Origin of the sequence: Ottowia massiliensis, assembly GCF_900240305.1 — a bacterium.
Classification (GTDB): Bacteria; Pseudomonadota; Gammaproteobacteria; order Burkholderiales; family Burkholderiaceae_C; genus Ottowia; species Ottowia massiliensis.
This window is the reverse complement of sequence record NZ_LT964854.1, coordinates 1,285,034-1,305,175: the sequence shown is the minus strand read 5'-3', so window position 1 is coordinate 1,305,175 and position 20,142 is coordinate 1,285,034. Positions and strand designations below refer to the sequence as shown.

Annotated in this window: 16 protein-coding genes; 8 read left to right on the top strand and 8 right to left on the bottom strand. The window is 63.4% G+C overall.

Going from position 1 to position 20,142, the window contains the following annotated elements; genetic code table 11:
* Position 1 precedes the first annotated feature (1 nt).
* The 4 genes from C1720_RS05975 to C1720_RS05960 all read left to right on the top strand — a co-directional run bounded on the left by C1720_RS05975 (position 2) and on the right by C1720_RS05960 (position 4,897).
* Positions 2-1,000, top strand: coding sequence for a patatin-like phospholipase family protein (locus C1720_RS05975; RefSeq protein ID WP_102283565.1), 999 nt, complete (start codon positions 2-4; stop codon positions 998-1,000).
* Between the two features lie 143 nt (positions 1,001-1,143).
* Positions 1,144-1,509, top strand: coding sequence for a histidine triad nucleotide-binding protein (locus C1720_RS05970; RefSeq protein ID WP_050716447.1), 366 nt, complete (start codon positions 1,144-1,146; stop codon positions 1,507-1,509).
* Between the two features lie 91 nt (positions 1,510-1,600).
* Complete coding sequence (locus C1720_RS05965; RefSeq protein WP_102283564.1) at positions 1,601-2,647, top strand: homocysteine S-methyltransferase family protein; 1,047 nt, start codon at positions 1,601-1,603, stop codon at positions 2,645-2,647.
* Between the two features lie 192 nt (positions 2,648-2,839).
* Entirely contained in the window at positions 2,840-4,897 is a 2,058-nt protein-coding gene (locus C1720_RS05960) for an ATP-dependent helicase (RefSeq protein WP_102283563.1), read from the top strand.
* Between the two features lie 90 nt (positions 4,898-4,987).
* Here C1720_RS05960 and C1720_RS05955 read toward each other — a convergent pair whose 3' ends face one another.
* On the bottom strand, positions 4,988-7,282 hold the full coding sequence (locus tag C1720_RS05955; RefSeq protein ID WP_146006892.1) for a hypothetical protein: 2,295 nt from the start codon (positions 7,280-7,282) through the stop codon (positions 4,988-4,990).
* Between the two features lie 92 nt (positions 7,283-7,374).
* Between C1720_RS05955 and C1720_RS12885 the strand changes: the two genes are divergently transcribed.
* Entirely contained in the window at positions 7,375-7,566 is a 192-nt protein-coding gene (locus C1720_RS12885) for a hypothetical protein (protein WP_146006891.1), read from the top strand.
* Between the two features lie 418 nt (positions 7,567-7,984).
* Here the strand turns inward: C1720_RS12885 and C1720_RS05945 are convergent, their stop codons facing one another.
* Positions 7,985-8,833, bottom strand: a complete 849-nt coding sequence (locus C1720_RS05945) for a hypothetical protein (protein WP_102283560.1) — start codon at positions 8,831-8,833, stop codon at positions 7,985-7,987.
* 94 nt (positions 8,834-8,927) lie between these two features.
* Between C1720_RS05945 and C1720_RS05940 the strand changes: the two genes are divergently transcribed.
* A complete protein-coding gene (locus tag C1720_RS05940) occupies positions 8,928-9,728 on the top strand; it encodes a class I SAM-dependent methyltransferase (protein ID WP_102283559.1) in 801 nt (266 codons plus the stop codon).
* Between the two features lie 69 nt (positions 9,729-9,797).
* Here the strand turns inward: C1720_RS05940 and argB are convergent, their stop codons facing one another.
* Positions 9,798-10,697 carry an acetylglutamate kinase gene (argB, locus tag C1720_RS05935; protein WP_102283558.1) on the bottom strand — a complete coding sequence of 300 codons (900 nt, stop codon included), beginning with the start codon at positions 10,695-10,697 and terminating at the stop codon, positions 9,798-9,800.
* A gap of 41 nt (positions 10,698-10,738) precedes the next feature.
* On the opposite strand from argB, the gene C1720_RS05930 reads away from it, so the two are divergent.
* Positions 10,739-10,981, top strand: a complete 243-nt coding sequence (locus C1720_RS05930) for a hypothetical protein (RefSeq protein WP_102283557.1) — start codon at positions 10,739-10,741, stop codon at positions 10,979-10,981.
* Positions 10,978-12,141, top strand: coding sequence for an NHL repeat-containing protein (locus C1720_RS05925; protein WP_102283556.1), 1,164 nt, complete (start codon positions 10,978-10,980; stop codon positions 12,139-12,141). The genes C1720_RS05930 and C1720_RS05925 overlap by 4 nt, the downstream gene beginning before the upstream one ends.
* Before the next feature lie 175 nt (positions 12,142-12,316).
* On the opposite strand, the gene C1720_RS05920 is transcribed toward C1720_RS05925, so the two are convergent.
* From C1720_RS05920 to C1720_RS12880, 5 genes are all read right to left on the bottom strand, one after another.
* A complete protein-coding gene (locus C1720_RS05920; RefSeq protein WP_102283555.1) occupies positions 12,317-13,237 on the bottom strand; it encodes an ABC transporter permease in 921 nt (306 codons plus the stop codon).
* A 5-nt stretch (positions 13,238-13,242) separates the two neighbouring features.
* Positions 13,243-14,301: an ABC transporter permease gene (locus tag C1720_RS05915; RefSeq protein WP_102283554.1), complete on the bottom strand. Its 1,059-nt coding sequence runs from the start codon at positions 14,299-14,301 to the stop codon at positions 13,243-13,245.
* 125 nt (positions 14,302-14,426) lie between these two features.
* Positions 14,427-15,812, bottom strand: coding sequence for an FAD-binding oxidoreductase (locus C1720_RS05910; RefSeq protein WP_233199824.1), 1,386 nt, complete (start codon positions 15,810-15,812; stop codon positions 14,427-14,429).
* Between the two features lie 237 nt (positions 15,813-16,049).
* Complete coding sequence (locus C1720_RS05905) at positions 16,050-19,772, bottom strand: hypothetical protein (protein ID WP_102283553.1); 3,723 nt, start codon at positions 19,770-19,772, stop codon at positions 16,050-16,052.
* Between the two features lie 85 nt (positions 19,773-19,857).
* On the bottom strand, positions 19,858-20,064 hold the full coding sequence (locus tag C1720_RS12880) for a hypothetical protein (RefSeq protein WP_146006890.1): 207 nt from the start codon (positions 20,062-20,064) through the stop codon (positions 19,858-19,860).
* Between the last annotated feature and the right edge of the window lie 78 nt (positions 20,065-20,142).

The following is a 20,142-nucleotide window of genomic DNA, read 5'->3' as shown; positions in this document are numbered from 1 at the left end:
AATGGCAAAACGGAGCAAAACAATCAATCTGGCGCTGCAAGGCGGCGGCTCGCACGGGGCCTTTACCTGGGGCGTGCTGGACGCGCTGCTGGAAGATGGCCGCCTGACGTTTGAAGGCATCAGCGGCACAAGCGCGGGGGCCATGAATGCCGTGGCGCTGGCGCATGGCCTGGCCAAGGCGCAAGCCGATGGCCTGGAAGGCGTGGCCGCGCGCGAGGCCGCGCGCGCAGCGCTGGCGCGCTTTTGGGACGGCGTGGGGCTGCTGGGCAATTTCGTCTCGGGCATTCCCGTGCCGGGCGTGCAGACGATGATGACCATGGTGACGCAGTGGCTCGCGCCCTCGCAGATGAACCCGATGGGGCTGAATCCGCTGCGCCGCCTGCTGGAGCGCGAGGTGAACTTCGAGCTGCTTTCAAGCCAGTCGCTCATCAAGGTGTTCGTGAACGCGACCAACGTGCGCACGGGGCGTGGCGAGATTTTTTCCGGCGAGCGGCTCACGGCGAACGCGGTGATGGCTTCGGCCTGCCTGCCCACGCTGTATCAAACGGTGGAAATTGACGGCGAGCATTACTGGGACGGCGGTTTTTCGGGCAACCCGGCCATTTATCCGCTGATCTACAACACCCGCAGCGTGGATGTGCTGCTGGTGCAAATCAACCCGATTGAAGCGCCCTACGACCGCAGCGCCGGAGCGCAGGACATCATGGAGCGCATCAACGAAATCACCTTCAATGCGCCGCTGCTGGCCGAATTCCGCGCCATTGACTTCGTGACGCGCCTGCTGGACGAAGGCCGCCTGGACAAGAACCGCTACAAGCGCATGCTGATGCACCGCGTGGACGGCGGCTCGGCGCTGACGGTGCTGAACGCCAGCAAGCTGCGGGCCGATTCGGCCTTTGTGCGCCGCCTCTTTGCGCGCGGGCGCGAAGCGGGGCGCGCCTGGCTGAAGGAGCATTTTGACGATTTGGGCGAGCGCTCCAGCATCGATTTTCTGCGCTAGGCTTTGCTTGCGAATCAGGAGCGAATTAAGGCCGCAGAAAATGCCGGTTGCCGCTTGTTTGACGGGACATGATGCTATCAATCAAGGAGCGAATTGGGTTGGCGCGCAAGCGCCTGAAGCCGCTCCAGCTGGAGAAAACTGAAATGAGCCATACGCATGACGCCGATTGCATCTTCTGCAAGATCGTGGCGGGGCAAATCCCCTCGCGCAAGGTGTATGAGGACGAAGAGCTGTACGCCTTTCACGACATCGCGCCGTGGGCGCCCGTGCACTTTCTCATCGTGCCCAAAACGCACATTGCCTCCATGGCGCAGCTGGGCAGCGAGCATGAGCGGCTGATGGGCCGCATCATGCTCCTTGCGCCCCGCCTGGCGCTGGAGCAAGGCTGCAAGCCGTACCCCGAAGGGGGCTTTCGCGTGGTGGTGAACACAGGCGCGGAAGGCGGCCAGGAAGTGCCGCATCTGCACGTGCACGTGATGGGCGGCCCGCGCCCCTGGGCCAGAGGGTGAGCGCCAGTTTGCAATCTGTTTGAGGGAGCAAAAATCCGCCCCCTTTGCCTGTCTCCCCGGACCGCTTCCGGTTTTTTCCCTTGCGCCCGCCATGAACCTGCCCGCCTACACCCGCGCCCAAGACTTGCCTGCCACTTTGAGCAAGCGCCTGGTCATTCTGGATGGGGCCATGGGCACCATGATTCAGCGCTTCAAGCTGGACGAGGCGCAGTACCGGGGCGAGCGCTTCAAAGACTTCGCGCGCGATGTCAAGGGCAACAACGAGCTGCTCTCGCTCACCCGCCCGGATGTGATTGCCGACATTCACGACAAATACCTGGCCGCCGGCGCCGATCTGATTGAAACCAACACCTTCGGCGCCACCAGCATTGCGCAGGAGGACTACGGCATGGCCGATCTGGCCCGCGAGATGAACCTGGCCTCCGCCCGGCTGGCGCGCGCCGCATGCGATCGCCACGCCACGCCCGAACGCCCCCGCTACGTGGCCGGGGCGCTAGGCCCCACGCCGCGCACCACCAGCATCAGCCCCGACGTGAACGACCCGGGCGCGCGCAACATCACGTTCGAGCAGCTGCGCGCTGCCTATCTGGAGCAGGCGCTGGCGCTGATTGAGGGCGGCGCGGACGTGCTGCTGGTGGAAACCATCTTCGACACGCTCAACGCCAAGGCTGCGCTCTTTGCCATCGAGCAAGCGTTTGACGCCACGGGCGAGCGCCTGCCCGTCATCATCAGCGGCACTGTCACCGACGCCTCGGGCCGCGTGCTCTCGGGGCAGACCGTCACGGCCTTCTGGCACAGCGTGCGCCACGCCCGCCCGCTGGCCGTGGGCCTAAACTGCGCGCTGGGCGCGGCGCTCATGCGCCCCTACATCCAGGAGCTGGCCAAGGCTGCGGCCGACACCTTCATCAGCTGCTACCCCAATGCGGGCCTGCCCAACCCGATGAGCGAAACCGGCTTTGACGAAACGCCGGAAGTCACCAGCCGCCTCGTGCACGAATTTGCCGCCGAAGGGCTGGTGAACATTGTGGGCGGCTGCTGCGGCACCACGCCCGATCACATCAACGCCATTGCCCGCGCCGTCATGCCGCTGGCGCCGCGCGGCGTGCAGGCGGCGCGCTTTTACGCGGCGCAGGCGTGAGAGCCTGCTCTCGGGCAGGCTTCGGGCGCTCTTTCTTGAGCCCTTCTATTGCTCCTGATTCAATAGCGTCTCGCGCCCATTCCACTAGGACTTGCGGCCATTTTGGCCCCATCAACACCCTGCGGCGAGGCAGCAGCAGCGGCGCCTTGGACGCCTGCCTATGATTGCCCGCTTTTTTGCCTGCTTCGCCCCATGTCCGCCGATGGCCTGAACCTCGCCCAGCAAGACGCCGTGAACCATTTGCGCGGCCCTTGCCTGGTGCTGGCCGGGGCCGGTTCGGGCAAGACGCGCGTCATCACCCACAAGATTGCGCGGCTGATGCAAACAGGCGTGCCAGCCAGCCGCATTGCGGCCATCACCTTCACCAACAAGGCCGCCGCCGAGATGCGCGAGCGCGCCCGCCAGCTGGCGGGCAAGGAGGCAGGCCAGGTCATCATCTGCACCTTTCACGCGCTGGGCGTGCGCCTGCTGCGCGAAGACGGCGCGGCGCTGGGCCTGAAGCCCGGCTTCAGCATTCTGGACAGCGACGACGCGCTGAGCTTGCTCAAAGACTGCGGCAAAACCACCGACAGCGCCACGGCCCGCCAGTGGCAATGGGCCATCAGCCGCTGGAAAAACGCGGGCCTCTCGCCCGAAGAAGCCGCCGCGCAGGCCCAGGGCGAAATCGAGCGCCAGACCGCGCAAATCATGGCCCGCTACCACGAGCGCCTGGCCGCCTACCAGAGCGTGGACTTTGACGATCTGATCGGCCTGCCGCTGCGCCTGCTGCTCACGCAGCCCGAAGTGGCGCAAAAGTGGCAGGCACGCCTGGCGCACACACTGGTGGACGAATACCAGGACACCAACGCCACGCAATACCAGCTGATGAAGGCGCTAGTGGGCCAGGCGGCCAACTTCACCGCCGTGGGCGATGACGACCAGAGCATTTACGGCTGGCGCGGCGCCACGCTGGACAACTTGCGCCAGCTGCCGCGCGACTTTCCGCAGCTCAAAGTCATCAAGCTGGAGCAGAACTACCGCTCCACCGGCGCTATCTTGCGCGCGGCCAACAACGTGATCGGCCCCAATCCCAAGCTGTTTCCCAAGCGCCTGTATTCCAGCCTGGGCGAAGGCGAGCCGGTGCGCGTGCTGGCCTGCGACCACGAGCAGCACGAAGCCGAGCGGGCCGTGGCGCGCATCCAGTCTTTGCGCGCCACCGCGCCGCAGCGCAGCTGGCGCGACTTTGCCGTGCTCTACCGCGCCAACCACCAGGCCAAGGCATTCGAGCAGGCCCTGCGCCGCGCGCAAATTCCTTACAAGGTTTCTGGCGGGCAGAGCTTTTTTGACCGCGCCGAAATCAAGGACTTGTGCGCCTGGCTGCGCCTGTGGATCAACGAAGACGACGACCCGGCCTTCATGCGCGCCGCCACCACGCCGCGCCGGGGCATTGGCCACCAGACGCTGGCCGCGCTGGGCGAATTCGCCAGCCGCGCGCGCCTGTCGCTGTTTGGCGCGCTTTTTGCCCACTCGCTGCCCGCCGCCCTGCCCGCGCGCGCCGTGGCCGCGCTGCATGAATTTGGCCGCCTCGTCAGCCGCCAGCAGGAGCAGGCCCGCCACGCTGTGGGCCACGGCGCCGCGCGCCAGCTGCTAAACGAGTGGCTGCAAGACATCGCCTACGAAAAACACCTGCTCGACAGCGCCGACAGCAAAGAGCAAGCCGCCGCCCGCTGGCACAACGTGCAGGAGTTTTGCGACTGGATGGCCGCCCGCTGCGGCGGTCAGGCGGGCGATGAAACCGGCGCCAGCGCCCGCGCCGAAAGCAGCCTGCTGGACGTGGCGCAAACCGTCTCGCTCATCTCCTCGCTGGCCGAACGCGAGCAAGACCCCGACGTCGTCACCCTCTCCACCCTGCACGCCGCCAAGGGGCTGGAGTGGCCCCACGTCATCCTGGCCGGCGTCACGGAAGACGTGCTGCCCTTTCGCGCCAGCGAAGACGGCGGCGGCGCACAAGCGGCCGCCCGCATCGAAGAAGAGCGCCGCCTCATGTACGTGGGCATCACCCGCGCCCGCCAAACCCTGGCCGTGAGCTGGACGCGCCGCCGCAAAAAAGGCCGCGAAACCATCGCCGCCCAGCCCAGCCGCTTCATCGCCGAAATGGCGCTGGACGCTGCCACCACCCGCGAAGACCCGCGCGAAAAACTCAAGGCCCTGCGCGCCGAATTCGCCCAAAAAGCCGCCGCCCAAGCTCAACAGCAGGCGCACGGGTGCTGAAGGCGTGGACGGAGTCCTTCCGATTATGGAAATCCGCGTTTTTCATGCGCGGCCAAAAGCCTGAATGCGATGCCTGCTGCATGCGCACATTCATGCCTGACCAGGCAACAGCGCAACGACATTGAGCGCCAGCCCGGCGGCGGGCAGGTTAACCAATGTGAGACGGAGCTGATACGCGCTCCAGGAGCAGGCCGGCATCTCAAGCGTCAGGCAGGAGGCGGTTTGGGGCAGGGCTGAAAAGGGCGTGAATGGCGAAATTTCCCGCCACAAGCCGTTTTCAGATCTGGCGCTGACTTTCACGCGAACAGCCTGGGCAGCAGATGGCTGATGAACTTTCAACAATATGCGGCAGCCGGTGGACAGCGGCCAGGCCAGTTCAGGCGGAGAGTCGAGCGTGATGCTCTCTTGTGGAGAGTGCGTACCCAGCAGCAAACAACTGGCACGCACAGGACGGGCAGCTTCACCATTGACGAGCCAGCCGTCGCTATCCACATGTTCGCCCGCACCAAAAGTCCACAGTCGCGCCTGGCGAGGCAGCCCGGCTCGCGCCTGCATGATGTCAATCATGGCTGCTTCCAGCGGAGACCGGCGCAGACTGGTGTAGCCCAGAAAGCCGGGCTGGCCGTGCTGCTCGCCCGGGCTGCCATTCCAGGCCATGCTGGAAACAAAGCGGCTGCCGTAATGAATGATGTCTCGCAACGAGCGATAAGCATCGGCATAGCTTCCCAGAAAATCGGCGCGTGTCAGATCACCCGTATTGTGTTCCACCACCGCCCATTCGGCGCTATTGCGGCGGAACTCATTGAATAAAGAAGTCTCGCTTTCCGTAATAATATTATTGGTAGCGCACTGCCCGTAAATAATGACGCCCAGGTGCCCCTGTTTGGGACAAGCGCCTTCAATGCTGGCGCCACCCGTGTCATAGTTTTTCACTGGGCTGTCGATGCGCTCGGCCAGTGGATCAAGCCGGATTGTGGGCTCCATGAAACCCTGCGAGGAATAAATACGGTCGGACGGAATGCCTGTTTCTGCTACCCATTGCGACAGCTCGTCGTAATGAAGCTGCACGAGATGACGGCGAAACTGTGCCCACAGCGCAATCCACGGATTTTTCGTGAAATGTACATATTCACGCAACCAGCGCGGCGTGGTGCGCGATAGAAAAACGTGCCAGAGAAATTGGCGGGGTGGCTGGACATCAGCCCAGGTTGCAAACTTCTTTTTCGCCAGTTTCGAGATGCGGGCCAGCGTCAAACATTTCTTGCGCCGATAGCTTGATAAATCCGGAACACCGTCTTCAGCATTTCCTGCATACGGGCCGTCACCACGCAGCCAATGACGGAATTGCCGCAGCGTCTGCGGGTTATAGTCGTACCACTGCGGATTTTCCAATTTCGGGAAAAACGGATTCATGTACACATCAGCATCCAGATTCACGCCAATGAAGAGCGATGGATGTTTTTCTCGAAAGGCATTAATGATGCGGCAGGCAGCCTGCAAATTTCTTTTCTTGTAAAAGCGGGGCTTTTCCATGTATACATTCAGGCTGATACTGCGCCCCAGCTCGGGAGAATCGACAGAACCGGGAAGATTGGATAGCGCGGTGTCAGGCATGACCTGGTTGAATTGATTCCACTGGCACAGAGATTCATCTTGCTCCAGTACATCATTAATGTCCCACTCCAGCGACTGGCCTGCCGAATCGGCCCAAATGCCACCATTGAGCGTGAACAATACTGGAGTTTTTGTCCGGATGGCATGATCCATGACAGCATGCAGACTGTCTTCGGCCACTAGGCGCTCGTTGTGATCGCACTTCTTGTTTGGAACAAAATCAGGATCAAACGCAAAATCTCCTTCGCGCCCCAATGTGGTGCGCAAATACAGAATTTGCGTGCGGATGCCCACTTTCATTGTTGGGCTTTCAAAAGGAGAGAAAGTCTCTCGAATGCCTTCTGCGCCGCCGCTTGCTACGCGGCTGGTAGCGATCGGAAAATAAAATGCATTATTTTCGTGCAAGGGATTTTCATCATACAGGCCACGCCACGAATGAATATTTTCGGACGGAACAAGCTGCGTCTTTAAAATTGAATAACGATCGCCTTTCTTACGCTCACCAAAAATGGAAACCGATACTGCCGAGAAGAAATCCCGCCGAATGGATTGCATGCCCGCAAATCCCGGACAGGCTGCTTCCTGCGGCAGGTTGAAATGATCAAGCACATCGTTTCTTTCTTGATCGCACGCCAGTGAAAACAAAGAACCGCCATCCACATAAACATGTATGGCAACGGTTTCCAAAGCCCAGCCTTGCAATTGGAGCAGACCGTCGGCAGACAAGGACAACTTCTCAATGTGATGAGCAGGAACGGTTTGGTTGGCCATGAATTAAAATTCCAAAATCAAAACAGACAAATTTCCCAAATATTCTTAGAGCCTATCCTTAAAATTATCCAGAAAGCCTGAGCATGCGCCGAATGCAAGCGATCTTCACGAAGGCTTCGGCTGAAGAGGGCAGTGACCTCGTAGTCCTTGCTCAGTCTTCTCGATTGGCTCAGCCAGGCAAAATCCTCTGCACAATCCAGCGTTTGGGGCTTTACCTTGAAGGTGTATTGCTGGCAGCACTTGATCTTCCCGCCGAACATGCCCGCGCCCATTCGATAAGTTGATCCGCACCTATACGTATAAACACTCTCACAAAAAGGCTCTTGCAGTGCTCAAGCACATAAGCCAGCCAAAATCTGGCGCCTCATGATTCCGGATGCTGGCTGAGTGCACGAGCACAGTCGGCAGCAGCTCCATCGTATCTGCTGCAATGTGGCGCTGGCGCCAGCGGCGAAAATGTTGCGCACCCGCTTTCAACGTTCAACGCGGGGTGCCCCCCAAGGCAGGGCCTTTGGCTGCGCGCACCATTGGCAGCCAATGGTCTGCACGTCAAAGATGACATTCATCATCTGCCGGGCGCTGCGCCAATGGAGGCCTCTCCCGCTCATCGCAGCAAGGGCCCCGGCAGACGCCGCACTTCTCTCCCCTTGGTGATCCGCTTCAATGAATCGCCGCGCACATGACGGCGGCTGAGAAATGGATTCAGGCGCTTCCCGACCGCAGCAGCCGCACGGCTTCGGGCAAGGTGCGGGCGCCGGGGGCCAGATAGTCAATCGCCGCGCCCAGCAGCGTGGCGCTGATCAGCGCCGCCAGCAGCGGCTTGTAGCTCAGGCGAATGGCAGCAGTCAGCCAACCCTGGCGCTGAAGCCGCGTGGCCGTGCGCGCGGCGGCCCAGGCAAACGCCAGTTCCACGGCCACGGCCAGCAGCACATCGGTGCCGAACAGCAGCAGCAACAGCAGTCCCGCGCCCACAAAAGACACCAGCGCCAGCGCGAAGATCAGCAGCACGGGAATCAGCACCACCGCGCCTTCTTCCGCCGCGCCGCCTGCATCCACCACGCCATCGACGATGCCTTCGGCGGCGCTATCCAGCAGGGCATCCACGCCGCCTTCTTCCGCGTCGAAAGAGCCGCTGGCGCCGCCGCCCGCGAAGTCGCCGTCTTCACCGCTGGCGGCCAGCGCGTCGTCTCCGGCAGAGCGGGCAGAGGCGTCGGTGGCGGCATCCAGCAGGTCTGTTACCGGATCGGGCGCGTCTGCCGCCCGCCGCTGGCGCAGCAGCCAGGCAGCCCAGCAACGCAGCAGCAACAAATAGACGGCGTAGCCCGCGCCTATGCAGAGCGCGTAGCGCAGCGCCAGCCAATCAAGCCCCGCCAGCCGCAGCGCGACGCTGGCGCTCCACATGGCTGCCAGCGTGAGCAAGCCAATCAGCCAGCCATGCAGCCACAGCGCGTGACGCTGGCGCAAATGCCGCCGCAAAGCATTTGACGCGGGCAGACGAATGCTGCGGAACGAGGCGCGGGCAGGCTGCGAGGGGCGGGAATGAGAGGGCATGACGCAAAGACGGCGGCGCGGAGGGTTCTGGATGCGCCGCCTACAATTCTCGCAATGGGAATAACTTTTATTCTGTGCGAAAAAGGAGATCGAAATGAAAGTGGACCTGGGCGGCGTGGCCGAAACCCTGCTCATTACTTTGTACATGCGGGCCAAGGACGCCCAAAGCGAGCACCCGAAGCTCAATGACCGCAAGGCGGCGGAGCTGATTCAGAAAATCGACTACGACTTTTCAAAATTCAATACGGCGCGCGCCTCTTATTACGGCGTTCTGGCGCGGGCCAAAATCATGGACCGCGAAGCGCGCAAATTCATTGAAAAATACCCGGATTGCGTGGTGGTTTCCGTCGGATGCGGCTTTGACACCCGGTTCGAGCGCGTGGATAACGGGCAGATCCGCTGGTACAACCTGGACTTGCCCGAGGTCATTGAAAAACGCCGCCTGCTGCTGCCTGATACGCCGCGCTCCATTTCCATAGGCAAATCGCTGCTCGACGCTTCCTGGCCGCAGGATATTGACCGGGCGGACAGAAAGCTCCTCATCATTTCCGAAGGCGTGCTGATGTACCTGGAAGAAAAGGACGTGAAGGCGTTTCTTTCCATCCTGACCGGGGGGTTTGATGATTTCGAGGCGCAGCTTGATCTGCTGTACAAGGGCATGGTGAAAAAAGCCGCTTTGCACGACGTGGTGAAAAACACCTCGGCCCAATTCAACTGGGGCGTGAAAGACGGCAGCGAAGTCGTGAAACTCAATCCGGCGCTCAAACAGATTGGCTATGTCAATTTCACCGACGAAATGAAGCATATGCTGCCCGGCTGGATAAAATTGTTCACTCCCATTTTCTATCTGGTCAATAACCGGCTGGGAATTTACACCTATCAGAAAGTGGCCTGAACGCGCGCAAAAAAAGAGCGGCAGCAAACGCATGCCGCTCTTTTTGTTTTCAATCAGGCCAGCCGGTTTTTACGCACAGCGAATCATCGTGCCGAAAGCCTGGTCGGACAGCACTTCCAGCAGCATGGCGTGCGGCACGCGCCCGTCGATGATGTGCACGGCATTCACGCCGCTGCGGGCGGCATCGAGCGCGCCGGCGATTTTGGGAATCATGCCGCCGGAGATCGTGCCGTCTTCGCATAGCGCCTCGATTTGCTGCGCCGTCAGCTCCGACAGCAGCGCGCCGTTTCGGTCGAGCACGCCCGGAATGTTGGTGAGCATCAGCAGTTTTTCGGCTTCCAGCACCGTGGCCAGCCGCGCGGCCACCACGTCGGCATTGATGTTGTAGCTCTCGTTGTTTTCGCCAAAGCCGATGGGGCTGACCACGGGGATGAAGCGGTCGTCTTGCAGCGCCTGCACCACGCCGGGGTCGATCTGCACGATTTCGCCCACCTGGCCCACGTCGTGCACCACGGCGGGGTCTTTGCTGTCGGGCAGCCGGAGCTTGCGCGCGCGGATCAGGCCGCCGTCGCGGCCCGTCAGGCCCACGGCCCGCCCGCCCGCCTGGTGAATCAGGCCCACGATGTCTTGCTGCACTTCGCCAGCCAGCACCCATTCCACCACTTCCATCGTCTCGGCGTCGGTCACGCGCATGCCTTGAATGAAGTGGCCCTGCTTGCCCAGGCGCTTGAGCGCCGCTTCAATTTGCGGGCCGCCGCCGTGCACCACCACGGGGTTGATGCCCACCAGCTTGAGCAGCACCACATCTTCGGCAAACGCCGCTTGCAAGGCAGGGTCGGTCATGGCATTGCCGCCATATTTGATGACCATGGTTTTGCCGTGATATTTGCGGATATAGGGCAGCGCCTGCGCCAAAATGGCCGCCTGTTGCCGGGCGGAAGCGGCGGATGCAATACCGGGTTGAGTCATGAGAAATTCCTTTTGCGAAAGTGAAACAGGCTCTGGCGCGAATGAATGGCATGAAATGGCAGGGCCGCCGCAATGAATATTTGGGAGCATCCGGCATGGAAAAAGCGGTATTGCAGGGTTTCCGCCCGGTTTTTCAAATGCCTGGCATTATCATGGCGAGGCTCATTTCCGCGCGCCGGACGTATTTTACTTCGGCCTATATTGGGCAGGCGCCTGGTGAAACCGGGTTGAAGCCGGATGGCAATCCTGTTTTTTCGATTCTTGAAAAGGAGTTTTCGTCATGAATTTTTTCCGCCTTTCACACGCTAGCCTTTGTGCCATTGCCGCCAGCCTTTTGCTGGCGGCTTGCGGCGGGGATGGCGATTCTTCGCCCACGCCATCCCCCAGCCCCACGCCCGGCGCTGCCGCGTTGCCGGATGTGCCCAATGGCCGCGCGGCGCTGCTGGCCGGCTCGCTGGAGGCCGATCCGGCCAAGGCCTGCGGGCGCGTGGATGCGGATGACCCGCTGCAAAGCCGCTTTGGCTATATCACCCACGCCATGACGGTGGCCGCTGATGGCACGGTTTATCTGACCGACCGGCCTTGCCGCGCAGACAGCGGGCAGGCCGATGCCGTGCGCAAGATTGCGCCCAATGGCCAGGTGAGCACCGTGGCCACGGGCGCGCTGCCGCAAGCGGGCGCGGCCTTGAGCCGATTCGTGCGGCCTGCGGGCCTGGCCGTGAAGGGCGGCGTGCTGTATGTGAGCGATGGCGGGCCGCATGGCGGCCTGGATGCGGGCGGCGTGTGCGAGACCTATTCGCTGGCGACGGCGCCAGGCTACCCCGCAGCAGGCCGGGCCACGGGCATCTGGCAAGTGGCTGCGGATGGCCGCATCTCCGCCGTGGCCGGGGTGGCGCGCGCGTCGTGCGAAGCGGGCGCGGCTTCGCTGGATGGCGCAGGGCCGCAAGCGAGCTTTTGCCTGCCAGCCGGCATGGCCTTTTCGGCAGACGGCGTGCTGCACGTGATGGATGCGCGCATGCAGGGCACGCCCGGCACATGGCGCACGGTGCATGTCAGCGATGGCAACGTGCAAAGCGGCCCTGCCGGGCGCTTCACGCCCAATCTGATCGGCAGCGCCGATGGCCGCATTTACGTGACTGATTCATGCCCTGCCGCCGGGCGCGTGAGCCGGCTGGTTTCCGTGCCTGATTTGAGCGTGCTGACCGACCAGCTGCCCAATTCATCGCTGGTGGCCATCGACAGCCGGGGCAATGTGTATTCGGCTTCCGCCGATGCGCGGCAAGACGGCGTGAAATCCACCCTCTACCGCAAGGCGGCTGGCCAGACGCAGTTCGTGCCCGTGGCCAGCAACGTGCGTGCGCTGCGCGCCCTGGCTGTGGGGCCGGACGATGCGGTTTACCTGAAGTCGGGCCACGCCGTCGTCAAGATCACATTCAATCCTTGAGCTGCAAGGCCGATGCGGCAAAGGCATGAGCAGGGCCTGAAAAAGCGGGCTGGCACGGTTTCAGACAGCTCATATTCGCTCCTGAAAGCAGAGCATGAGGTCCTAGTAGAACCTGCGCAAGACGGCTTTTTCACCCTTTATATTTGCTCTTGTTTTTGATGCAATCTACCCAGCGCTACCCGGCGGGATGAAACGGCTTGCCCAGCGAGGCGGGCATGTTGGCACGTATCCAGGCCGGGTTGCGCGAAATCAGCGCCAGCACGGCAATCGTGGCCAGATAGGGCAGCATGGTCATGAGCTGGCTGGGCCACTGCACGCCCTGGCCTTGCAGGTGCAGCTGGAGCATGGTCACGCCGCCAAAAAGGTAAGCGCCCAGCAGCACGCGGGCGGGCCGCCAGGTGGCAAACGTGGTCAGCGCCAGCGCAATCCAGCCCTTGCCCGCCACCATGCCCTCGGCCCACAGCGGCGTGTAGGCCAGCGACAGATACGCCCCCGCCAGCCCGCACAGCGCGCCGCCCGCCGTGACGGCGGCCAGGCGAATCAGGCGCACGCGGTAGCCCAGCGCGTGCGCCGACTGCGGCGCTTCGCCCACGGCCCGCAGCACCAGCCCGGCGCGCGTGCGCCACAGCAGCCAAACCAGCGCCAGCGCCAGCAGCGCCGTCAGATACACCAGCGGGTGATGACGAAAAAGCGCAGGGCCAGCAAAAGGCACATCGCCCAGCCCCAGCCAGTCAAAGCGCGGGCGAGCGGGCAGGCGCTCTTGCACATAGCCAATGCCTGCAAAAGCCGACAGGCCGCCGCCAAACAGGCTCAGCGCCAGCCCCGCCGCGTACTGGTTGGCGCCCAGCCAGATCACCAGCGCGCCAAAAGCAGCGGCCAGCAGCGCGCCCACGCCCGCGCCTGCGGCAAAGCCCAGCCAGTCGCTGCCCGTGTGCACCACCGTGGCAAAACCGGCCAGCGCGGCGCACAGCATGATGCCCTCGGCGCCCAGATTGACGATGCCCGCCTTTTCGTTGATGAGCAGCCCCAGCGCGGCCAGCGCCAGCACCGTGCCCGCGTTCAGCGTGGCGGCCAGAAGAAGAGCGTAGGCTTGCATGGCGTTCAGCGCCCTCCCCGGCGGATGCGGTAATGCACCAGCGTGTCGCACGCCAGCAGCGCAAACAGCAGCAGCCCCTGAAACACGCCCGTGATGGATTTGGGCAGCCCCAGGCGCGACTGCGCCAGCTCCCCGCCGATATAGAACATGCTCATCAGCAGCGCCGCCAGCACGATGCCCAGCGGATGCAGCCGCCCCACAAAAGCCACGATGATGGCCGCAAAGCCATAGCCCGCCGGCACGTTGGGCGTGAGCTGCCGCAAAGGGCCTGCCACCTCCAGCGCCCCGGCCAGCCCCGCCGCGCCGCCCGAGGCCAGCATGGCCGTCCACAGCGCGCGCCGCGACGAAAAGCCCGCGTAGCGCGCCGCCGCCGGCGCCAGCCCGCACACCTGCTGCGCAAAGCCCGCGCGCGTGCGAAACAGCCAAACCCACAGCAGCGCCGCGCCCGCCAGAGCCAGCGGCAGCCCCGCATGCAGGCGCGAGCCGTCCATCAGGCGCGGCAGCTGCGCGGCCGGGCCAAACAGGCGCGTTTGCGGAAAGTTGTAGCCCTGCGGGTCTTTCCACGGCCCATACACCAGATAGCCCAGCACCTGCACGGCCACGTAAACCAGCATCAGGCTCACCAAAATCTCGCTGGCATGGCACTTGTCGCGCAGCAGCGCCGCAATGGCTGCCCAGCACATGCCGCCCGCCGCGCCCGCCAGCAGCATGGCCGGCAGCGTCAAGCCGCCCGCGCTGGCGTCAGCGGCCAGCGCCACGCCGCCTGCAAATACCGCGCCCATCACGAACTGCCCTTCTGCGCCGATGTTCCACACGTTCGAGCGGAACGCCAGCGCCAGCCCCAGCGCCATCAGCAAAAGCGGCGCGGCCTTCAGACCCAGCTCGCCCAGCGCGTAAACGCTGCGCACCGGCTCCCAGAAAAACACTTGCAGCCCGCGCGCGGGGTCTTTGCCCAGCGCAGCAAACAGCAGCATGCCCAGCAGCGTGGTCAGCGCCAGCGCCAGGACGGGCGAGGCCCACACCCACACGCGCGAAGGCGCAGGCCGGGCCTCAAGCCGCCACATGGCTGCACTCCTTGTCCTTGATTCGCAAAATCCGCCCCGCAAAAAAGCAAACGGCAGATTGTGCCTACGCGCTTTGCCGCCTGCTGCGGCTGGGGCCTGCTCGCAGCAGCCAGGAGGCGGCCGCTTCAGCCCTGGAGCCGGAAGATCTTGCCGGGGTTCATGATGTTCAGCGGGTCCAGCGCCTGCTTGATGGCTCGCATCACGTCCAGCGCGCCCTCGCCGGCTTCCTGCTCGAGAAAGTCCATTTTGTGCAGGCCCACGCCGTGCTCGCCGGAGCAGGTGCCGCCCATGCCAATGGCGCGGGCCACGAGCTGGCGGTTGAGCTGCTCGGCGCGCTCGCGCTCGCTGGCGTCGTCCGGGTCGATCAGGTAGCCGAAATGGAAGTTGCCGTCGCCTACGTGGCCCACGAGAAAGTAGGGAATGCCGCTGGCATTGACTTCATCGACCGATTGCAGCAGGCAATCGGCCAGGCGCGAGATGGGCACGCACACGTCGGTGGAGATGCTGCGGCAGCCGGGGCGGCTGCTGACGGCGGCAAAGTAGGCGTTGTGCCGCGCGGCCCAGAGGCGGCGGCGCTCTTCGGGGGCGCTGGCCCATTCAAAGTCATTGCCTTGGTGTTCGTGGGCAATGGCCTGCACGGTTTCGGCCTGCTCGCGCACGCTGGCGGGCGAGCCGTGAAACTCCATGAGCAGCATGTGCGCTTGGCGCAGGCTGGTTTTGCTGTAGGCGTTGATCAGGCCCACGGAATGCGCGTCGATCAGCTCTACGCGGGCGATGGGCACGCCCAGTTGAATGGTTTTGATGACGGTCTGCACGGTGTCTTGCAGGCTGGCGAAGGTGCAGATGGCCGCCGTGACGGCTTCGGGCAGCGGATACAGGCGCAGCGTGATTTCGGTGATGACGCCCAGCGTGCCTTCGCTGCCGACGTAAAGGCGCGTGAGGTCGTAGCCCGCGCTGCTTTTTTTGGCGCGCGTGCCGGTGCGGATGACTTCGCCTTGCGGGGTGACGACTTGCAGGGCCAGCGCGTTGTCGCGCATGGTGCCGTAGCGCACGGCGTTGGTGCCGCTGGCGCGCGTGGCGCACATGCCGCCCAGCGAGGCATTGGCGCCCGGGTCGATGGGAAAGAACAGGCCCGCGTGGCGCACGTGTTCGTTGAGCTGCTCGCGCGTGACGCCCGGCTGCACCGTGACGGTGAGGTCTTCGGCGTTCACGGCCAGGATGCGGTTCATGCGCGAGACATCCAGGCTGACGCCGCCTTGCACGGCCAGCAGATGCCCTTCCACTGACGAGCCAGCGCCGTAGGCGATGACGGGCGCGCGGTGCGCAGCGCACAGGCGCACGGCGTCTTGCACGTCTTGCGTGCTTTCGGCAAAAACCACGGCAGCCGGCGGCGGCACTTTGAAGATGGATTCATCACGGCCATGCTGCTCGCGCACGGCCATGCCTTGCGAAAACTGCGCGCCAAAGCGCGCCTGGAGGGCGGATGCCAGATCGGGGGAAAGTTCAGTCACGTTTTTTCTCTGGAGCAAAGGCGGTGACTGTAAATCCGCCTCGGCCCCTCGTGGCGAGAGCGCGAGGGGCCGGGAAGGCTGAAGACCTGTTCATGAGCTGGCCGTGAGGGGCGAAAACACCCACTCGAGTGCTCATGGGCCTTGCAAACGTCCCATCGGGCCACAAGCGGACGGCAAGGCCTGCTGCGGCTTGCGCCTTGCAGGCCATCCCGATCCGCTGCCCCTCACGGCCGGTTCTCAGATGAACGGAACGAAAGGCACGCCATCGCCCTTGAGCGTGTTGTAGATGTCCTGCGCAGCTTTGACGCCTGCGTCGGCCATCTTGCCAAGCGCTTCTGCGCCAGCGTCGCCCAGGTCTTTCAGGCCGTCAATGACGGCTTTGCCGCCTTCGGACAGCTCCTTGCCCCATGTGTCGATGATGCGCTGCGCGGCTGCGCCGCCTTCGGTGAGCAGGTGCTGGGCGGTTTTCTGGGCTTCCTTGATGCCGCTGTCCACCAAGGTGGTAACGGCGTCCACCGCGTGCTCAGCAGCTTCGCTCACGCCCTTGGCAATTTCTTGCAGGCCGTCGAGCGCGGCCTGGCGCACTTTGTCGAGGGCTTCGCCGGGGTTGTTGACGATGTACTGGAGCATTTCCACGCCCGCTTTGCCCGCGTCGCGCAGCTTGTGGGCGATGTCCACGGCGGCGTCCACAGCCTGTTTGCCTTGCGCAATGACCGTATCCCAGGCCTTTTGCGCCAGCTCGCCGCCTTTGGCAATGAGGTCGGACAGGCCCTGCTTGGCAATGCGTGCGGCTTCGCCGGGGTGCGTGGCAATCCAGGCCAGCGTTTCCAGCCCTTTTTCACCGGCCTTGATGGCGTTGTCGATCACGCCGTCAATGGCTTTCTTGGCGTTTTCCAGCGCCTGCAATCCGGCTTCGCCAGCGGCTTGCAGCGCGTTTTGAGCCGCATCAAGCGCATTCATCGCGCCTTGGACGATCTTCTTGCCCGCTTCGGTGCCCAGACGGAGGGCTTCGCTGGCCATGTCAGACAGCGCCTGGGCGGCTTTCTGCGCGGCTTCGCCCGGGTGGGATGCAATCCAGCCCAAGGTTTGCAGGCCCTTTTCGCCGAGTTTCCGGAGATCGCCCACGATTTGGTCGAACTGCTCCTTGGCGGCGGTTGCGAGTTCGCCCGCGCCCTTGGCGAGTTCGCCCAGCTTGCCGATCGCGCCATTGACGATTTGCTCGGCTGCGGCGCCAAATTTTTCAGGGTGGCGGATCATGTCGGCCAGCGCATGCATGCCTTCGGCGGTCATCTTCATGCCCGCGCCCACGCCTTGAGCGGCCAGGGTGCTGGCGACTTCCGCACCTTTGATGGCAGCGCTGCCCGCCATGCGGGAGACAGCGCCGACAAGCTCGGTTGCGCCTTCGGGGCCGTAAATGCTGGCCAGCTCCAGCGCGCCCGTCGGCCCTTGGGCGGCAGCCAGAACCACATTGCTTGCCTTGAGCCAGTCGGGGGCCTGATAGGCATTGCCTTGCTCCTTGGCCTGCTCCAGCTGGCTGGTCACGACCACATCCATGGCCACTTCGGCCACGGCCAGCGTCACGTCCACAGCGATGGGAACACCAAATTCAGCAACGAATGGCTCGGCCACGCTCAGCGCTGCATCCACGCCGTTGAGCTTGGCGGCTTGCAGGGCCATGTAGCGGATGTCGGCGGGCACATTGGGGTCAGCGGCAATTTCGGCCATCTTCGCCGCGTCTATGCCAGCGGGTATGGCGCCTGCCATCGGCACGGCCTTGGCAAGGCCCTTGAGCAGCTTAGAGGCCACTTCGCTCGTCAGCTTCACGCCGAACTTGTCCATCATGTTGGCGAAGGCGCGCAGGGCCTGTCCGGCCACCTTGCTGTCGCCAATGACTGCCAGCGTTTCCTTGAGCGCCTTGCCATCAACCGAGTCGGCCATTTGCAAGGCAAAGCGCACGGCTTTGTCATCGGCGTCAGCCAGCATGCCGGCCAGCTTGGTGGCGGTGTCGCCGTCCAGGCTCTTGAAAATGCCCGCCAGCGCTTCAGAGGCAGGCTTGCCGTTGATGGTGTCGGCCAGCAATGAATCAGCCATGCCGGGTTTGAGGCCGCCCACGGCGTCCAGCAAGCCTTTGCGCGCGGCCTTGTCTTCCACGCCTTCCACGGCGGACAGCAGCGCATCCACGGAAGCCGACTCTTTCAGGTTGGGCAATGTTTTGCCCAAGGCTTCCTGCAATGACTTGTCGCCTTCGCTGTAGAGCTTGGACAGGCGGCTGGCCTGCTCGGGCGTGAGGTTTTCGGCCACGGCAGGGTCAAGCTTGCTGACCAGCCCTTCGGGCAGCTGCTTGACGGCGGGCAGATTCTTGATTTCGTCGGTGATCTTGCTGGCATTGGCCGCTTCGATACCGCCTTCGGTGAGGAATTTTTTGAGTTCCTGCAGGTCGCCTGCGATCTGCGGCACTTCCGCCGTCAGTCCCAAAGCGGCTTCAGCCTTGTCTTTGAGCGAGGCATTGGGGTCGAGCAGCGTCAGCGCATGCCCCACGCTCTTCAGCGTGGAGTCGGCATAGCGCAAGTGGCCTGCCAGCTGCGGGAAGGCGTCGCCCACGGAGGTCTTGATGGCATTGGCCAGATCCAGCGTGGCCTTGGCCTTGTCGAGCGCGCTGGCGTCAGGCTTGGCCCAGGTCGTGATGGCGTCCACCAGCGCCTTGCCAGACGGCAGCGCGCTGAGATAAGGCTTGAGCGCGTCACCCAGTTTTTCAGGCGCGAGCTTGCCCAGACCGTCAGCCAGGTCCAGCCCCGCCTTGATCTTGTCCGCCGCCGATTTCTCAGGGTTGCTCAGAACGTTGTAGGCATCCACGGCTTTTTGCGCACCGGGCAGCTTGTCAAGGAAAGGTTTGAGCGCATCGCCTACCTTGCCGGGCAGGGCCTTGCCCAGATCCTGGCCCAGCTTCATGACGGCGGAAGCCTTTTCGGCATCCGTGGCCGCCGGGTCGCTGAGTTTGTTCAGCGATTTGGTGACGCTTTCAACCGATGGGAAGTCCTTCAGATACTTCTTGACCACTTCGCCCGCCTTGCCGGGCACCAGCTTCATTTCATTCAGGCGGTTGGCCAGGCCAATGGCGGCATCGGCGCGCTGCGCGGCTGAAGACTTGGGGTCAGCCAGCGTGCGCATGTTTTCGCGCGCCTTGGTGTCTTGGCGCACCTTCTGCACGGTGGGGTCGTTTTCAACGCGCAGCTCCTTGCTCAGCGAGTCCACGCTTTGATCCGGCAGATAGCGGCTGAGCGTGGTCATGGCCTGCACTTTTTCTTCGGCATTGCCGTCGCGCAGTTGCCGGGACGCATCGGCGGCTTCCTGCTGTTCCTGCTGGCTGCGGCTGCCCATCTCGTCAGGAAAGCGCTCTTTCATGCCTTCCGGCGTGGTTGGATCGCTTGTGGGTTCTTTCTGCGGTTTCTGCCCGGCGGCCGCAGGCCCGGAAGCGTTTCCGGCCTCGGCTGGCGCGGCCTGCTTGAGCAGCGCGGCGCTGGCCGGGTTGTCCTGATGGCGCTGCGAGACAACTTGCATGGCCTGCGCGTAATCCGCCTGCGTGGGCTGCCGGCCTTGCGGCAGGCTGGCTTGCACGTGGGCCTTCACTTCGTCGGCCACGGCAGTTTTCAGATCGGCCTGCGTGACTTCCACGTTCCTTTGCAGATGCGGCAGCGCAGCGCTGCGGCCATGCGTGGCGGCGCTCACGTCCTGCAGCGTCTGGTTGGCTTGGCTGGCCGTCTGCACGGCGCGATCGGTCGCCAGCGCCTTTTGCTGGATGGGGGTCAGCGCGGCTTTGGTTTCAGCCTTCTGGCCGAGGGCCATTTCAGAGAGGGCATTGGCTCCCTGCCCGGCCTTGTCCTGCGATTGCTGTCCGGCCGACTGCGCATCAGACTGCTGACCGCCCCCTTGCCGGGGCGTGGCCACCGCCTTTTTCTCCACTTCAGGCTTGGGCGGCGGGGGAGGAGGAGGCGGCGGAGGCGGAGGCGGGGGAGGCGGAAGGTGAGGACGGATATAAGTCATTTCTTCAATCCCTGTCTAAATAACGAAACTTTGTTTGCCGCATGGCGGGCAGCGCATGCCGCAAACGCGAACGGGGCACTATATGAAGCACTTGCGCCAAAGGCATTACGAAATGTTCTCTTTGAAAAACAAAAGCAGAAAGCTTCAAAAAACGTAATTGCCTTGCCTGCAAAACCGTCTTGAAGGCCGCCCAAAGCTGCTGCGCGTACATGACAGCGGGGCGTGCCAGACCATCATTTCGTTACCGCTTTGTGCGTTGCATGCCACACGCGCTGGCGCGTGATGAATG

Excerpts from the sequence above, each read along its gene's own strand:
- C1720_RS05970 (WP_050716447.1), top strand. The coding sequence starts at position 1,144 with ATGAGCCATACGCATGACGCCGATTGCATCTTCTGCAAGATCGTGGCG.
- C1720_RS05975 (WP_102283565.1), top strand. The coding sequence starts at position 2 with ATGGCAAAACGGAGCAAAACAATCAATCTGGCGCTGCAAGGCGGCGGC.
- C1720_RS05955 (WP_146006892.1), bottom strand. The coding sequence starts at position 7,282 with ATGGCCAACCAAACCGTTCCTGCTCATCACATTGAGAAGTTGTCCTTG.
- C1720_RS05925 (WP_102283556.1), top strand. The coding sequence starts at position 10,978 with ATGAATTTTTTCCGCCTTTCACACGCTAGCCTTTGTGCCATTGCCGCC.
- C1720_RS05940 (WP_102283559.1), top strand. The coding sequence starts at position 8,928 with ATGAAAGTGGACCTGGGCGGCGTGGCCGAAACCCTGCTCATTACTTTG.
- C1720_RS12880 (WP_146006890.1), bottom strand. The coding sequence starts at position 20,064 with ATGTACGCGCAGCAGCTTTGGGCGGCCTTCAAGACGGTTTTGCAGGCA.
- C1720_RS05965 (WP_102283564.1), top strand. The coding sequence starts at position 1,601 with ATGAACCTGCCCGCCTACACCCGCGCCCAAGACTTGCCTGCCACTTTG.
- argB (WP_102283558.1), bottom strand. The coding sequence starts at position 10,697 with ATGACTCAACCCGGTATTGCATCCGCCGCTTCCGCCCGGCAACAGGCG.
- C1720_RS05930 (WP_102283557.1), top strand. The coding sequence starts at position 10,739 with ATGAATGGCATGAAATGGCAGGGCCGCCGCAATGAATATTTGGGAGCA.
- C1720_RS05920 (WP_102283555.1), bottom strand. The coding sequence starts at position 13,237 with ATGCAAGCCTACGCTCTTCTTCTGGCCGCCACGCTGAACGCGGGCACG.
- C1720_RS05960 (WP_102283563.1), top strand. The coding sequence starts at position 2,840 with ATGTCCGCCGATGGCCTGAACCTCGCCCAGCAAGACGCCGTGAACCAT.
- C1720_RS12885 (WP_146006891.1), top strand. The coding sequence starts at position 7,375 with ATGCAAGCGATCTTCACGAAGGCTTCGGCTGAAGAGGGCAGTGACCTC.
- C1720_RS05915 (WP_102283554.1), bottom strand. The coding sequence starts at position 14,301 with ATGTGGCGGCTTGAGGCCCGGCCTGCGCCTTCGCGCGTGTGGGTGTGG.
- C1720_RS05945 (WP_102283560.1), bottom strand. The coding sequence starts at position 8,833 with ATGCCCTCTCATTCCCGCCCCTCGCAGCCTGCCCGCGCCTCGTTCCGC.